The following is a 16,425-nucleotide window of genomic DNA, read 5'->3' on the forward strand; positions in this document are numbered from 1 at the left end:
CAAGCAACCTGTGACAGGAGTACGCGGCTATGCAGCGCAAGCCCTTTACCGAAGAGCAGAACATGTTTCGGGAGGCGTTCCGCGCCTTCCTGCACAAAGAGGTGGTGCCTCACCAGGAGCGCTGGCTCGAGGCCGGGATCGTCGACCGCGAGGTCTTTCGCAAGGCAGGCGAAAATGGCTTCCTGCTGTGCTGGGCCGACGAGCGCGACGGCGGCCTGGGGCTGCGGGACTTCCGCTACGAACAGATCATGATCGAGGAGCTGGCGCTGATCGGCGAAACCGGCTTCGCGATGAATCTGCACAACCGCATCGTCGGGCCCTATATCGACCGCTTCGGCAGCGACGAGCAGAAACAGCGTTTCCTGCCGGGCTGTATCAGCGGCGAGACCATCCTCGGCGTGGCGATGACCGAGCCCGATGCCGGCAGTGATCTGGCCGGAATGCGCGCCACCGCCCAGGACCGGGGCGATCACTTTATTCTCAACGGCTCCAAGACCTACATCACCAACGGCATGCTGGGCGATCTCTTCGTGGTTGCGGCCAAGTCGGACCCGAGTAACCCGCGCGCCATCGGCCTGTTCCTGGTGGAAAGGGGCATGGAAGGTTTCAGTCGCGGCCGCAAGCTCAAGAAGATGGGCCAGCGCTCGCAGGATACCGCCGAACTGTTCTTCGAAAATGTAGTGGTGCCCAGGGCGAACGTGCTGGGCGATGAGACCCGGGGTTTCCATTACCTGATGCAGGGACTGGCCGAGGAGCGGTTGCAGGCCGGCACCCGCTGCGTCGCGGCGGCGCAATACGCCTTCGGCCTGACGCTGGATTTCATCCGTGAACGCAAGGTATTCGGCCAGGCGCTGAGCCAGTACCAGAACACCCGCTTCGAGATGGCGCAGATGAGTACCGAGATCGACCTGGCGCAGGTCTATGTCGACCGCTGCGTCGAGGAGCACAACGCGGGTCGGCTGACGCCGGAGGATGCCGCGCGCCTGAAACTGTTCGCCAGCGAACTGCAGGGCCGGGTGGTGGACAAGGGCGTGCAGTTCCACGGTGGTGCCGGCTACATGGATGAATACCCGATCTCCCGCGCTTACACCGACGCGCGCGTGACCCGGATTTTTGCCGGCTCCAGCGAAATCATGAAGGAAATCATCGCCCGCTCGCTGGACCTGAAATGAGTGCGGCGGACCCAAACCGGAGCCGGACTGCACGGCAGGCCTGGTAAGGAGGCGCTTATGGGACCTTTGGCGGGATTCAAAATCATCGAAATCGCCGGCATCGGGCCGGGCCCCTTCTGCGGCATGATGCTGGCCGATATGGGCGCGGAGGTGATCCGTATCGAGCGCGCCGGCGATCGACTGGTGGACGGCGGCAAGCGACCGGTCACGCTGCGTGGCCGGCGCAGCCTGGCGCTGGACCTTAAATCCGAGCAGGGTCGCTCGCTGCTGCTGAAAATGTGCGAAAGCGCCGACGCCCTGTTCGAAGGCTACCGGCCCGGGGTGATGGAGCGGCTCGGGCTCGGGCCCGACATCTGCCTGGCGCGCAATTCGCGCCTGATCTATGGCCGCATGACCGGCTGGGGCCAGGATGGCCCCCTGGCGCAGACCGCCGGACACGATATCAACTACATCGCGTTGTCCGGCGCGCTGCAAGCCATCGGCCGCGCCGGTGAGGCGCCGTTGCCGCCGCTTAACCTGGTGGGTGATTTTGGCGGTGGAGCCATGTTTCTAGCCTTCGGCCTGGTATGCGCCCTCTTGGAGGCGCAGCGTTCCGGACAGGGGCAGGTGGTGGACAGCGCCATGGTCGACGGCAGTTCGCTGCTGATGGCGATGTTCCACGATTTCAAGCACCGCGGAGCCTTCGACGAGACGCGCGGCAGCCATTTCCTGTCCGGCGCGGCGCACTACTACGACTGTTACCAAACGGCGGACGGCGAGCACATCGCCATCGGCGCCCTCGAGCCGCAGTTCTATTGGCTGCTGATCGACAAGGCGGGGCTGGATGAAGCGCTGTTCGCCGACCAGGGCTTCGGCAATCCCAAGGCCGATCCGGCCCGTTTCCCGCAACTCAAAGCGGCGCTGGCGGCGGTATTCCGGCAGAAGACAAGGGACCAGTGGTGCGAACTGCTCGAGGGCACCGATGCCTGTTTCGCCCCGGTGCTGTCGATTTCGGAGGCGCCGCAGCATCCGCATAACCGTGCGCGCCAAAGCTTCGTCGAACTTGAAGGCGTGCTGCAGCCTGCGCCGGCGCCACGCTTTAGCCGGACGCGACCCGACGTCGGCGCCAGTACCCGGACGCCATCGGAGGCGGGGGATAGCCTGCTGCGACATTGGGGCTTGAGCGAAAGAGATATCGCCATGTTTCAGGATATGAACAATAACTCACAAACAGCGAGATAGCGCATGGAATACCCGACTGTCAATTACAGCGTGAGCGGTGGCATCGCCACGATAGAGCTTAACCGACCCGAGGTGCTCAACGCATTCAATAATGAACTGCGCACGAATCTGCAGCATGCGTTGCAGCGAGTCGCCGAGGACCCGGAGGCCGGTGTTGTCCTGCTGACCGGTGCCGGCAAGGGGTTTTGTTCTGGGGCCGATCTTTCGACCCTGGGTACTCTGTCTGTGGTCGAGAATCTGGTGGTGAATTACAAAAACATGATCGGCCAGATCAGCCGCATGGATAAACCGGTGATCGCCGCCATTGAGGGGGCCGCTGCGGGCATCGGTGCCGCCTTCGCGCTGGCGGCCGACCTGTCGGTCATGGCCGAGGATGCAGCGCTGGTGCAGGCATTCAGCAATATCGGCCTGGTGCCGGATGGCGGTATCTGCTGGCACCTGGTGCAAGAACTGGGCTACAAGCGCGCTTATCAGCTGATTATCGAGGCCGAGCGTCTGCCGGCGGCTCGCTGTCTTGAATTGGGCCTGACCAACCGCGTTGTCGCCAAGGGTGAGGCTCTGGATGAGGCGCGGGCCTGGGCCGGCCGGCTGCTGCAGCGTCCGCCGCTGTCGCTGGCGTTCAGCAAGCAGGTATTGCGCGATGCCGTCGACCTGAGCCTGGATCAAACCGTGATTCGCGAAGCCGAATATCAGCACCGCGCCATCGGCAGCGAGGACTTCCGCGAAGGTGTCGCCGCTTTCAGGGAAAAGCGCAAGCCCGTATTCCGGGGTTATTGACCGGGCGCGGCCGGTTCTGAATCGAAAAGAGGCGTCAATGACACCTCTTTTCATGACCCTGTACAGACCACTGGGCATCCCGCTTTGTCATTCGGCCCACCATGAGCGTCAGGGAATTTAGCATTGCCGCAACCGCTGCAAAGCCGTCCTCTGCACAGGCCCGCTGTGCAGTAGAACAGCTGTGCATCCCTCTGCGCGATATATCACGAACAGGTTTTCGGTATGTGATAATTAATTAAAGTATTTGATTTGTTTTGTTGGCTGAATATCAATCAGGATGATTATATTTTAGTAAATCAAGTGATTTAATTTAGTTTTTCGATATTCGTTTATTCAAAATAATAATCATGGATATAAAGATGAAAAGGTTAACTCTTGGGCTTGTTGCAGCCACCCTCTCCACGGCCGCGCTTGCCGCAGACGACGCTATTAAAATGCCAGACATGTACGGCAGCCTGGCGGGTCGTATCATCGACCAGGGGGATGAAAAGGACTTCACCGCCGAAGCGTTCGAGGTACGGTTCGGTCTCAAAGGCAATTATCAGCTCGCCGACTATCGCGTGCTGTACCAGTTCGAAGCGGACTTCGTCGATGCGGTCAACGACAACCAGGATGCCAGCAGTGGTGACAATAACGAGGTCACGGTGCGCCGTGCGCGGCTGCTGTTCCCCAGCCAGTACGGCGTTGCTGTGTTGGCGCCGCGTACCGAAAGCGGTCAGCAGAAGGACCTGTACGGGCCGATCGATATCTTCGAAACCAACGAAGCGCACAAGGAGCAGCCCAGCGCGCTGTTCCGCCAGGCGGAACTGGCCAGCCATGTGCTGGCCTACATCACGCCGACGTTTCACAACGCTCGTGCAGTCGTTGGCGTCCTGACCCTCAAGGACGATAACGATGAGGATATCGATGTCTGGTCCTACCGCGTCGTCTATGACGATACCCGTTTGCACCTGGGCGCGGGGCAGGTGATCACCCGGGAAGCGCTGCTGCCCGGCACCGAGGATTACGTTCGTTCGGCCCTGAGCCTGGGTTACACCTGGCCGAGCCTGCAGTTGGGGCTGACGTTCGAGCACAACGACGAAGACCCGGCCGGTGATTCGCAGGTGCTGGGGGTGGCGGCCAGCTACGAGTTCGTGCCGCGGTGGCGCCTGGGGCTGGGCTACATCGACAAGGACTTCGACGATGCCGCCGTGCAGGATGAGGACGCCATGCTGATCAGCCTGACGTATCAGCCCCACGACAAGCTGGAGTTCTTTGTCGAAGCCGGCGAGTTCGAGGTGGATAGCAAGGATAACCTGAGCGCCGGCGTCAAGTTCACCTTTTGGCCGGGCCTGCTTCGCGGTGCCGGTGAACCCCTTCTTGGCCGGCGCTGCGACGGCGAGGCCCGTGCCGTTTGTGTGGCTGGCGCAAGGTGCGGAAAATGTCTGCACAGAAAATTAAACCGATTGCATTAAATCGGTTGCTTTAATAGAATCGGGTGACAAACAATAAAACTCGGATCCCCCGCAGGCGGCATGCTTTCGGAGGCGGTCCCAACCCTTTGTGGGGGAGGTGTGGAGTGCGAACCATCAAGGCAGTGACGCTCGTGATTGGCTTTGGCCTGGCTTTACAGGCCCTCTACTCGGCCTACGCCGGTGGCTGGGAGCCGACCGTGCACCGCAGTCTGGCGCTGGCGTTTTCGGCAGCGCTGATTGTTTTGCTCAAGCCCTTCGCGCTTGAGCCGTTTATGCGCCATGGCTGGCTGAAAGCCCTTGGCTATCTGTTCGATATTCTCCTGTTCGGCATCATTGCCGCCGCGATCTACCTGCTGATTGAGAAGGCGGCGGATGTGGACAGTTTGCTGGTGAGCTTTAGCATTGAGGAACAGTGGCTGGCGCTGCTGGCGGTGCTGGCACTGTTTGAGCTGACCCGCAGGGTGTTCGGCCTGCCACTATTGCTGGTGTCCAGCTTCAGCCTGGTCTATTGCCTGTACGGCGCCTATATGCCCTGGGTATTCAGCCACTCCGGCTTTTCACTCGAGCAGTCTGTCGAGACGATCTGGTATGGTCTTCAGGGTGTATTCGGCTTTCCGACCGGTGTCGTGGTACAGCTGATCTTCGTGTTTATCGTCTTCGGCGTGGTGCTTGAGCGCAGCGGTGCCGGCGACTCCCTGATCCGGATCGCCTTCTATCTGACCGGCCATACCCGGGGCGGGGCGGGGCATGCGGCCATTGTCGCCAGCGCGCTCTTCGGCTCCATGTCCGGCAGTGTCACCGCCAACGTGGCCGGGACCGGCTCCTTTACCATTCCCATGATCAAGCGCCGGGGCTTCAGTCCCGCCTTTGCCGGTGCCGTTGAAGGCGCGGCCTCCAGCGGTGGCCAGATCATGCCGCCGGTGATGGGTGCCGCGGTGTTCCTGATGGCGGACCTGACTGCGACGCCCTACCTGACGATCTGTCTGGCGGCGCTGATTCCGGCGCTGTTTTACTACGGCAATCTGTTCCTGATGGTAACCCTGGAGGCGCGCAAGGCCGGCATCCAGCCGTTGCCGCCAGAGCAGCGTCAGCGCCTTGATAAAGGTGACTGGATCAATGCCATTATGTTTATCGGCCCGATTCTGACCATTATCGCTGTGCTGCTGCTCGGCCGTTCGCCGGCGATGGCGGGGTTCTGGGCCACGATCGCTGCGGTGGTGCTCGGATTCATCAACCCGGCGGTGCGGCGCAAGCCCGCCATTTTGCTGGAGGCCATGGCGCAGGGCGGTATTGCCGGTGCCAAGATCCTGGTGGCGGTGGCGTCCATTGGCGTGATCCTGGCGGTGCTCAACCTGACCGGCTTCGGGCTCAAGTTCGCGCTGCTGGTACAGAGCCTTGGTGGCGACAGCCTGTTTATCGGTCTGGTGCTGATGGCGGTCGCCTGCCTGGCGCTGGGTATGGGTATGCCGACCCTGCCGGCCTACCTGATCATCGTGCTGGTGATGGGCAAGACCATGACCAATCTGGGGCTGGAACCCCTGGCGATCCACATGTTCGTGTTCTACTTCGGCATCATGTCGGCGTTGACGCCACCGGTGGCGCTGGCGGCCTTTACTGCCGCCCCGATTGCCGGCGCCAATCCGATGGCGACCGCCTTCGTGTCGATGAAGCTGGCCTTCGTCGGTTTCGTGATTCCCTTCGTGTTCGTCTACAACCCGGAGTTGCTGCTGCTGGGTGACTTCAGTGTCCAGAGCCTGCTGTGGATCGCTGCGCGCTTGCTGTTGGCGATCTGGTTACTCGGTTCCGGACTGGTGGGCTACTTGAGTGCGCCCCTTGGCATCTGGGTCCGCGTCGCGCATTTGCTGGCCGGCACTCTGTTGTTGCTGGACGATCCGCTATGGCAGGGCCTGGGGTTGGCAGCGGCGTTGTTGCTGCTCGCCAGGGGGATGATCATCGCCAGGCGTCCAGAGGTCGCAGGCCAGGTGCTCTGACCTGCACGGCCGGTCCATGTATTGAGTTCAAGGTGTCCGGGCTTCACTCGTCGGCCGAACGGTTGTCGCGCAAGGAAGCTCGCAGTGTGCAAAACGATGGAGATAAACATGATAAGCGCGTCCATAAAAATAATTGCGAAGTTTTCCGCCGGTTGTCTGTTGTCGGCACTGGCGTCTGGCCCGGTGATGGCGGCTGAAAAATATTTCAAGATGGATACCCTGGCACCGGGCAGCTCACCCTATGTCTTCTCGGTAGCGCTGGTCGATCTGGTGCAGACACAGTATCCGTACGAGATACAGCTATCCAGCGGCAAGGCGGCCAGCCGCAGCACGCTGGACGCCGCCAAGGGCAATGTGGATTTCTATCTAAGCGCTCCCGCCATCGATTTGTCGATGGAGCAGGGCACCGATATGTTCGCCAAGCTCGCCGATGCGCCCGAACTGTACAAAAAGGTTCGGTCGGTCGTCAGTTACCCGCTTGGGGCTTATCAGTTTGTCGTGTACGAGGACTCGGGTATCAAGAGCCTCGCTGACCTCAAGGGCAAGAAGGTCTTTATCGGCCCCCGCGGCGGGCAGGCGTTCAGCTCCGCCACCAGCCTGCTCGAAGCGGTGACCGGCTACAAGCCCAACGAGGACTATGAGGTTGCCTTCTACGACTGGAGCACCGCCATCCAGTCGTTCCAGGATCGCCAGATCGATGCTTATATCGGTCCCAATACCGTCCCCTACAGCCAGTTGTCGCAGATAGCCCTGTCGGACAGGATCCGCCTGCTCGGGATTCCGCAAGCGCTACTGGACAAGCCGGATGTGAAAAGTTTGTTCAGCATGCCAGGCAAATCGCTGGAAACCATCCCTCCTGCAGTGTACGGCGAGAACCAGACCAACGAGGCGGACGTCTACACGCTCGGCGCCTATGTCGGCCTGGGCACCCACGTCGGGGTCGATGAAGAGACAGTCTACAACGTCACCAAAACGTTGTTCGACAACCTGCCGGAATTGCATCAGACGGCCCCCTGGATGAAGGCGATCAACCGCGACAACGCCTTCCGGCAGATGGTGACACCGCTGCACCTGGGGGCCTATCGCTTCTACAAGGAAGGCGGTTTCGAGATCCCGGAGGCGCTGGTGCCGCCGCAAGCCCGCTGATCGTTCCGCATCGTCGACGCCGGGAGGTGGGTCAGCCTGTCCCGCCCTTGTCGTTGTCTCTGCCGTTTACACTGGAAAGTACCGGAGTCTTGAGTCATGTTCGAAACACTGATCGATATCGAGTCGTTGCAGCGGCTGTTCAATCCCCAGTCTATCGCCATTATCGGCGCCTCGACCGACCCGCAGAAAATCGGTGGACGTCCATTGGCGCTGCTGCAGCGGCAGGGCTTTGCGGGCGCCATTTACCCGGTCAACCCGGCCTCGGACAGGGTGCAGGGGCTGCCGGCCTGGGCCAATGTCGCGGATATTCCGGGCCCGGTGGACCTGGCGATAATTGCGGTGCCCGGCAAGCTGGTTGAAGGCGCGCTGCAGGCCTGTGCCGCGAAGGGTATCGGCGGCGCCATTATTTTCAGTTCCGGCTTTTCGGAAGTGGGCGAGACCGGCGTTGACGCACAGCAGCGTCTGCTCGCGATCGCCCGCCGCACCGGCATCCGGGTGTTGGGGCCCAACTGCATGGGCGTGGTCAACTTTACCCGCGCCATGCCGGCAACCTTTCATCCGGCGTTTGCCGCCTCGAAGATGACCGCCGGCAATATCGGCCTGGTCAGCCAAAGTGGCGCCTTCGGCGGCTTCTCCCATTACCTGGCACAGGACAGGGGCGTGTCGTTCAGCTACCTGATCACCACGGGTAACGAGGCGGACGTCGAGCTGGCGGATGGTCTGGCCTTTCTCGCCGCGGACCCGTCCACCAAGGTCATCCTGGCCTACATGGAAGGCTGTCGCAACGGTCCCAAGCTTCTGGAAGCGCTGGAACTGGCGCGACGCAACCGCAAGCCGGTGGTGATGGTCAAGCTCGGCAGTTCCGAAGCCGGGGCGGCGGCGGCGGCATCCCATACCGCCGCGCTGGCGGGTTCCGACGAGGTATTCGACGCGGTACTGCGCCAGTACGGGGTTTACCGTGCCAGCAGCGTGGAGGAGTTCTTCGATATCGGCCTGGCCTGTTCGGTTGGCAAACTGCCACCGGATGCCAGGGTCGGGCTGGTGACGCCGTCCGGAGGCATGGGCGTCTTGATGGCTGACGACGCCTCCCGGCGTGGCCTGGACGTGGCGGCCATGCCACAACAGGCACAGCGCAAAATCAGGGACATCATTCCCTTTGCCGGTACCCAGAACCCGATCGATGCGACCGGGCAGGTGCTGAGCGATCTTTCGATCTTGAAGCAGGTCGCCGATATCGTGGTTACGGAGGGCGATTATTCCAGCCTGGTGTTTTTCGAAGGTGCCCTGGCGCGGACGCAGCCGTCATCCCCGCTGGCGGACACCTGGATCGAGGTTGCGCGGCGCCACCCCGATACGCTGCTAAGCGTGGTGGGGCTGAATCGGCTGGAAGATCGTGTTCGCCTGCAGCAGGCGGGCATACCGGTGTTTGAGGAGCCCACCCATGCGACCCGGGCGGTGAGCGCACTGCGCTTCTTCGCCAGAACCTTCGCCAAGCCCTGGCAGAGCCCGTCCGAGCTGCAGTGCCAGTCACAGGCCGGGACGCTGGAGGCCAAGCGCTACAGTGAAGTGGATGCGCTGGCGCTGTTGTCGAGCGCCGGTTTCCCGGTGGTCGAACACCGGCTGGTGAATAGCGCCACAGAGGCCGTGGAAGCGGCCAAGTGCATCGATCAGCCGGTGGTCATGAAGGTCGTTTCGCCCGATATCCTGCACAAGTCCGATATCGGCGGCGTCAAGCTCAACCTCCGGGGCGAAGGGGCGGTGGCCGATGCGTACGAAAGCATCATGGCGGTGGCGAAACAGGCGGCACCGAATGCCCGTCTGGATGGCTGCCTGGTCGCACCGATGGTCAGCAATGGCGTCGAAGTCATTCTCGGTACCTACCGGGACCCGACGTTCGGCCCGGTGGTGATGTTCGGCCTCGGCGGTATCTTCGTCGAGGTGCTAAAGGACGTGACCTTTCGCGTCGCACCCTTCGGTATTGAGGAAGCGCGCAGCATGGTCGGTGAAATCCGTGGCGCCGCAATGCTTGAAGGGCAGCGCGGGCAGCCCCCCGCCGATGTCGAGGCGCTGGCACAGGCGCTGTCGCGCCTGTCGGTGTTTGCCAAGCAGCATGAAAGCTCACTGGAAAGCATCGATATCAACCCCTTCCTGGTACTGCCTGAAGGTCAGGGCGCGGTGGCGCTCGATGCGGTGCTGGTCACCGCTGACTGAGGCGTGATCCTGGCCGGTGCAGATCCCGCCGGCGCAGCCGCAACTCAATAGGAGCCGGGCAATGTCTCGCTTGAGTATCCGCCAGAGCGCAGCCGCGCTGGCATTGTTTATCGTTGTGGCGGGCACCGTTGGCTTCGAGTTTTACCAGCAGCGGGCTTTCATGCTTCTGGCAAGCGGGGCGCTGGTGGTCTATTTCGTCACCAGCCTGACCCGCTTGAATCGTGACCTGAGAGTGCTGCTGCTGGGGGTGCTGCTGGGCGTCGCCGCCATGCGTCTGCTGGGGCTGGATATTGACGCGGCCCTGTTCGAGGGGGCGGCCCGGGCTTGCCTGTTCGCCTCATTCCTCGCCGCCCTCGGCATGTTGCGGCACGCGGCGCAGGGGTCGAGCCTGATTGGCAAGGTCGGCGATATCGTCGGCGGCGTCAAGCCGTCCTGGCGCTATCTGCTGCTCAATGGCGGCGGTCAGTTCCTCAGCGCCCTGCTGGCCGCCGGCGCCCTGAATATACTGTCGACCGCGGTTCACCGTGGCAATCAGGGTGACACCGCGGTGCAGCGCCCGGACATGCGACTGCTGCGCGAACGTCGCATGATCACGGCGGTACTGCGCGGCCACTGCATGGCGCAAAGCTGGGCACCGACCTCGATGTTCGTTGCCCTGATGCTGGCCATGGTGCCCGGGCTGCAGTGGCGTCTGCTGTTGCCATACTGTGCTGCCATGGCGTTGTTGTCGTTGTTGCTGGGCTGGGTGCTGGATCAGTTGCTATGTTCCCGACACCGTCCCGTGGCCAGTCCGGTTGATGCGCCGATGCAGCCAATGAGCGCCGGGAAGGTCGCGCTGTTCCCCTTGCTGGCGCCGCTGCTGGTGCTGTTCTCGGTACTCTGCGGGCTGACATTCGGCCTGGTGTTGTGGCTGGATGTGCGTTTCGTCATTGCCGTGGTGATCGGATTCCCGCTGTTCTCCATCGCCTGGTCTCTGTTGCAGCAGCGGGATCTTCCGTCTTGTCCCGCAGGCCTGGCCGAGGCCTTCAGATCGCAGTTATTCGACGGCTTTTCAAGCCAGTACAACGAAATCGGTTTGATGGGCAGCAGTGTCTTTATCGGTGTTCTGGTGGCCAGCCGGATCAGCCCGGAGCAAATAGATGCAGTGTTGGCGACGGGGATTTTTTCCCCCGTCGGACTGGTGATTGCGGCGGCCTGGAGCATTCCCGTACTGGGTCTGCTGGGGGTCAATCCGATGGTCACGGTGACCATCGTGGCGGGCCTGTCGAACTATATCGTACAGGTGCATTTTCCCGTCGTCGTTTTTGCTGTAGCGCTGCTGGGGGCCTGGTGCGTGACGGCAGGGTTGTCGCCTTTTGCGCAACCGGTGCTGATCGTTTCGCGCAATATCATGCGCGGCCCCGGCCAGGTTGGGTTTGCCTGGAACGGGCTTTACAGCTTGGCCGTCATGCTGATACTGACGCTTTGGGTTTACTGGGAAGCGGCAGTCGCGGGCTCTGTTTTGTGATCGCTGATCATGCCAAACGGGCAGGGTCGTAAATTGGCACAGGCCCGGTACCTGCTAGCCTGCCACCCCTGGAGGGTCGTGTATCCTGTTTTTCCATCCTCCATAGACATGAGCATGAGCACTTAGACCTGCTACACCTGCAGTTTCCATCGCCATGATTCGTGCCCGGTGCTTCAGTCGATAGCAACGGGCTGCGGCAACAATAATCCATAGCTTCGGCTCATTCTTTCCTATACTGGCATCTGATCTACAGGAATATCAGGGACAACAAGGGATTGTGGGCAATTTCATGCGATTTTGGGCACTGGTTTTATTGCTCGGCTTGTTGCCGGTGCAAAGCCTGTGGTCGCAAGTGGTGATTGCCCACCCCGGCGTTCAGGCCGACTCTCTCAGTTCGACCCATCTTTTTTCACTGTTTTCCCTGCGCACTCGACACTGGCCCCAGGGGCAGCCTGTCACGCTGATTGTGTTTGACGATCAGCATCCGGCGCACAGCCGTTTCGTTAAACAGACACTGGGTGTCTTTCCCTATCAGTTGCGCGGCATCTGGGATCGATATATTTTTTCGGGCGCCGTGCAGGCTCCCAGAGCCGTCGAGTCCGCACAAGACATGCTCTATTGGGTACGTCATACCGAGGGGGCGATCGGCTACCTTGAGTCAGCGGTCGACGAAGTTCAGGGGGTGAGGGTCATTGAAATCGAATAGTCTGGCGGGCATCTCGAAAAACCTACTGCGCGACTCATATGCTGCGTTGCGCGGTGCTCGGAATCCTCATGTATACCCCATACACTGCGGCTCCTGCGCTCCGTGCGCCTTGCCTCTAAGCCCGTTCGTCACGGTTTTTCGAGGTGCCCTGGTGTATCTGGCGGCTATGGCGCTGTTTCTGGCGTCACTGCCGGGGCGGGCCGACGATGACGCTGGCGGTGATTTGCGTGTCAACGGCTTTGTCACCCAGGGGTATTTTCTCACCGATCACAATAATATTTATGGCGACAGCGATGGCGGCAGCCTTGATTTTCGGGAGCTGGCAATCAATGCCTCCTGGCGGCCAAAATCAGATGTTCTGCTGGCCGGCCAGTTGATGTCCCGCCGTGCCGGCAATGTGAATGACGGGTCACCCCAGATAGATTATCTGCTGCTGGATTGGCGCCTGCAGGACGGTCTTGATACGCAGAGTGGCCTGCGCCTTGGGCGCCTCAAGGTGCCCTATGGCTTCTATAACGACACCCGGGATGTCGCCTTTACACGGCCATCGATATTGCTGGCTCAGGAAGTCTACTACGACATGTCACGGGACCTCGCGCTGTCCGTCGATGGCGCAGGACTCTATCGCCATGGCATGGCCGGCGGGCTAAATCTGGATCTGGACCTGGTGCTGGGGGTGCCCAAAAAGGATGCCTCCGTGGAGTACGCCTACCTGGGCGCTGACATGCCCGGAGAGTTTGAATCCGGTCTTGCGGCGATTGGTCGCGTGATTCTGGCTGACACGCAGGAGCGCTGGCGTGCCGGTGTGTCGCTGCTGAGTTTTGATCTCGATTACGAGGCGTTCGATGACCCGGTTCCCGCACTGCTACCAGGGGATGGTCAGCTCAAGGTGGATATCGCGGTACTGTCGGCTCAGGCCCGCTACCAGCGCTGGCTGTTCACGTCGGAGTACATGCTGCAGCGGATAGACTGGGGCGAACTGGGTGGTGCCGTGGCACTGAAACCCGAGGTGGAGCTGGAGGCCTGGTATCTGCAGGCGCAATATCATTTTCAGTCACGCTGGGATCTGGTGCTGCGCTACGGCGAGGCCTACCTCGATCGCGATGACCGCAGCGGGCTGGCCTATCAGGCGCGGCTGGCAGACGTGGGGATCGCGGCACAGCCCGCGGTGCGTTATGCCCGGGACCTGGTCCTGGGGCTGGGCTGGCAGCCCACGCCGGCCTGGCTGCTGCGAGCGGAATGGCACCGCGTGCGTGGCGCACTCTGGCTGCCGGTGCAGGACAACCCGGATAACCTGAAACTGCGGCGCAACTGGAACCTGTTTGCGCTGCAGGCCACGTACCGTTTTTAAGGGGCAGACATGGTCATCAGGCGCAAGGGCAGCGGTACTTTTGTCAGTCTGAAATGGAAACTGTTGCTGACGCTGCTGCTTACGCTCTCCCTGGTCTACGCGCTGGCCCAGGCCCTGTCCTATTCGCAGCAGCAGCAGGAGCTGGAAGCTGAGCTCAGTGCCCGCAACCAGCAGCAGCTGGACATGCTCAACGCCACGGTGGAAAGCAGTTACCGGCGTCTGCTGGATATTGCCCAGCTTCTGTTGCTGCCACCGCACGGCGAATCGGAGGCGGCCCACAGCGGGGGACGGGTGCTGCAGCTGGCCCGAACTATGGACGCACGCGCCGGCGAAGCCCTGATGCTGGGGGTGGTGGATCTGGTGCAACTCTACGGTGTTGACGGCCATTTGCAGCGGGCCTGGGGCACCGCGCTGGATATCAGGCCCGAGGTGATTTTGCAGGTGCTTGAACGTGAGCAGCCGCAGCGCAGCATTGCCTGCGTACAGGACTGTCTGCGTTATGTTGCCATTCCGCTGATGCTGAGCGGCGGGGAGACCGTGGTGCTGCTGGTCGGCAGCCCGATGCTGGATGTGGTGCTGGAGTATCACCGCCAGAGTAGCGGGGATATTGGCCTTATGCTGGCGTCGCCGGAACAGGGAGATGGGCAGCCGTGGCGCCTGGTGGCGCTGACCAACCGTGATCGCTACGCGGGCCTGCTTGCATCCTTGAGCCTGGCAGTGGCGCGGGAAAACCCCGCCGTGCCTCTGCGCCTGAGACACGAGGGGCGCGAGTTGCAGCTGCAGCTCGCGCCCTTGCAGAAGGATGTATCGGACACCCGTGCTTACTGGGTGATACTGAGTGACATCACGGCGCCGCTGGAGGCCATGCGCGAGCGGCGCCTGTTTGATATCACAGTGGCGCTGGCGGGCATTGTGCTGGCGCTGGCGTTGCTGGCGCTGATGCTGCGTCGCCCGCTGGGCTATCTCGGGCGCCTCGCCGAGCAGTTGCCGCAACTGGCCAGCGTCGGCGGCCAGCGCAGGCAGCAACTGCAGCGGTTGCCGGCACGGCTGGGGTCCAGGGCCCTGCCCGACGAACTGGATGTGCTGGCCGGCAGTGCCGTTGAGCTGGCCAGCCGGCTGGACGAGCTGGAAGAGACCGTTGCCGATCATACCCTGCACCTGGAGCGCCGCAGTGCGGCGCTGCAGCGCGAGCGGGATTTTGTTACCAGTCTGTTTGATACCGCCGAGGCGGTGATTCTGACACAGGACCGCGATGGCGTAATTCAATCGCTGAACCAGCACGGTTGTCGCCTGCTGGGGCTGCCTTTGCCGTCAGTGCCGGGTTGCCGCTTTGATGCCATCGGCCTGCTGGACGAGAGTGAGGATGCGGTGGTGCAGCTGAGTTCGCTCTATGCGGGCGAGAGCCGGCGCGTGCAGCTTGATACGCGCTTTATGTCCGCGGACGGGCGTGAACTGCACCTCTCGTGGCAGCACTCGCGGCTGCGGGGCACGGAGGATCATGATGCGACGATTCTGTCCATTGGCCTGGACATGACCGAGCGGCGCCATGCCGAAAGCCGCCTGTACTGGCTGGCCAACCATGATCCGCTGACCCGCTTGCCCAACCGACAGCTGTTTTTCGAGGCGCTGGTGCAGACAATAAAATCTGCCGCCCAGTCCGGCCGGGAGCTGGCCCTGCTGTGCTGCGATATCGATGACTTCAAGGGTGTGAATGACAGCCTCGGGCACCATGTTGGCGATCAGCTGCTGCAGGCGGTGGCGCTGCGCCTCGGTGAGGCGGGCAGTGAAGAGCACCTCCTGGCGCGCCTGGGGGCCGACGAGTTCGTGCTGATGCTGGAGTGCGATCAGGACGCTATGGCGGCGTCGACCGGGCTGGCGCGTCGCTTGATTGGCTCCTTCGTTGAACCCTTCCATCTGAATGGCTACGAGATTTACAGTACCCTCAGCATTGGTATCAGTCTGTTTCCGGAACACGGGCGGGACGCCACCGACCTGGTCAAGAGTGCAGACCTTGCGATGATCGAGGCCAAGGAGCAGGGCAGCGGGCGTTACGGGGTCTATCATACGGCGCAGGGCAGTGTGCGGGTTGAACGCTTCGCGCTGGGCAACGAACTGCGCCGGGCAACGGATCGGGGCGATTTTAGCCTGCAGTATCAGCCCAAGGTGGATGCGCTCAGCGGCCGTGTGTGTGGCATGGAGGCACTGGTGCGCTGGCAGCATCCCGAGTTTGGCGCCGTCTCGCCGGGGCGTTTTATTCCGCTGGCCGAGGAAATGGGCTTGATCGTCCCGCTGGGGCGCTGGGTCCTGAACGAGGCCTGCCGGCAGATGGCCCAGTGGCAGCAGGCGGGGATGATTCCAATTCGTATGGGGGTCAATCTGGCCGGTCCGCAAATAGCCCATGAGCGTCTGCTGCAGGAGGTGGACGAGGCCCTGGCTCAGGCCGGCCTGCCGGCAAGCCTGCTGGATCTGGAAATTACCGAGAACTTCGTTATTCGCCAGCCGGAGCTGACCGTCAGCAAGCTGACACAGCTGCGCGAACGGGGCATCAGCCTGTCGATGGACGATTTTGGTACCGGTTATTCGTCCCTGAGTTATTTGAAACGCCTGCCCATCAATACCCTGAAAATCGATCAGAGCTTTGTACGCGACATCGGCCAGGACCGGGATGACGAGGCCATCGTCAAGGCGATTATCGTCATGTGTCGCAGCCTGGGGATAGGAGTGCTCGCCGAGGGCGTGGAAACCAGCGAGCAGCTCGACTTCCTGCTCAGGCACGGCTGTCACCACATCCAGGGTTATTACTACAGTCGTCCGCTGGATCCGCCGGCTCTGTGGGACTTTGTCGATCAGCACGGCATGGCCGGTTCCTGCTGAGCCTGGTGTTGCTGT

The 16,425-nt window shown here is 61.8% G+C and carries 11 protein-coding genes; all 11 read left to right on the plus strand.

The window, feature by feature from the left end; genetic code table 11:
* The first annotated feature begins 29 nt into the window (after positions 1 to 29).
* The 11 genes from KDW95_RS01635 (at position 30) to KDW95_RS01685 (ending at position 16,410) form a co-directional block, all read left to right on the plus strand.
* Positions 30 to 1,172 (plus strand): acyl-CoA dehydrogenase family protein, encoded by a 1,143-nt coding sequence (locus tag KDW95_RS01635; RefSeq protein WP_255854489.1) that lies wholly within the window; start codon positions 30 to 32, stop codon positions 1,170 to 1,172.
* Between the two features lie 57 nt (positions 1,173 to 1,229).
* Positions 1,230 to 2,393, plus strand: a complete 1,164-nt coding sequence (locus tag KDW95_RS01640) for a CaiB/BaiF CoA transferase family protein (RefSeq protein ID WP_255854491.1) — start codon at positions 1,230 to 1,232, stop codon at positions 2,391 to 2,393.
* Between the two features lie 3 nt (positions 2,394 to 2,396).
* Positions 2,397 to 3,170, plus strand: a complete 774-nt coding sequence (locus tag KDW95_RS01645) for an enoyl-CoA hydratase/isomerase family protein (RefSeq protein ID WP_255854492.1) — start codon at positions 2,397 to 2,399, stop codon at positions 3,168 to 3,170.
* Between the two features lie 359 nt (positions 3,171 to 3,529).
* A complete protein-coding gene (locus KDW95_RS01650; RefSeq protein ID WP_255854493.1) occupies positions 3,530 to 4,624 on the plus strand; it encodes a porin in 1,095 nt (364 codons plus the stop codon).
* A 104-nt stretch (positions 4,625 to 4,728) separates the two neighbouring features.
* Positions 4,729 to 6,615, plus strand: coding sequence for a TRAP transporter permease (locus KDW95_RS01655; protein WP_255854494.1), 1,887 nt, complete (start codon positions 4,729 to 4,731; stop codon positions 6,613 to 6,615).
* A 108-nt stretch (positions 6,616 to 6,723) separates the two neighbouring features.
* Positions 6,724 to 7,761: a TAXI family TRAP transporter solute-binding subunit gene (locus tag KDW95_RS01660; protein WP_255854495.1), complete on the plus strand. Its 1,038-nt coding sequence runs from the start codon at positions 6,724 to 6,726 to the stop codon at positions 7,759 to 7,761.
* A 96-nt stretch (positions 7,762 to 7,857) separates the two neighbouring features.
* Positions 7,858 to 9,972: an acetate--CoA ligase family protein gene (locus KDW95_RS01665; protein ID WP_255854496.1), complete on the plus strand. Its 2,115-nt coding sequence runs from the start codon at positions 7,858 to 7,860 to the stop codon at positions 9,970 to 9,972.
* Positions 9,973 to 10,033: 61 nt separating this feature from the next.
* Complete coding sequence (locus KDW95_RS01670; protein ID WP_255854497.1) at positions 10,034 to 11,479, plus strand: hypothetical protein; 1,446 nt, start codon at positions 10,034 to 10,036, stop codon at positions 11,477 to 11,479.
* 277 nt (positions 11,480 to 11,756) lie between these two features.
* The gene (locus KDW95_RS01675; RefSeq protein ID WP_255854498.1) at positions 11,757 to 12,185 is read left to right on the plus strand and encodes a hypothetical protein; all 429 of its coding nucleotides are present in this window, start codon (positions 11,757 to 11,759) and stop codon (positions 12,183 to 12,185) included.
* A gap of 151 nt (positions 12,186 to 12,336) precedes the next feature.
* The gene (locus KDW95_RS01680; protein WP_255854499.1) at positions 12,337 to 13,536 is read left to right on the plus strand and encodes a hypothetical protein; all 1,200 of its coding nucleotides are present in this window, start codon (positions 12,337 to 12,339) and stop codon (positions 13,534 to 13,536) included.
* Between the two features lie 9 nt (positions 13,537 to 13,545).
* Entirely contained in the window at positions 13,546 to 16,410 is a 2,865-nt protein-coding gene (locus KDW95_RS01685) for a bifunctional diguanylate cyclase/phosphodiesterase (RefSeq protein ID WP_255854500.1), read from the plus strand.
* The last annotated feature ends 15 nt before the right edge of the window (positions 16,411 to 16,425 follow it).

Source organism: Marinobacterium rhizophilum (assembly GCF_024397915.1).
GTDB classification, from domain to species: Bacteria; Pseudomonadota; Gammaproteobacteria; order Pseudomonadales; family Balneatricaceae; genus Marinobacterium_A; species Marinobacterium_A rhizophilum_A.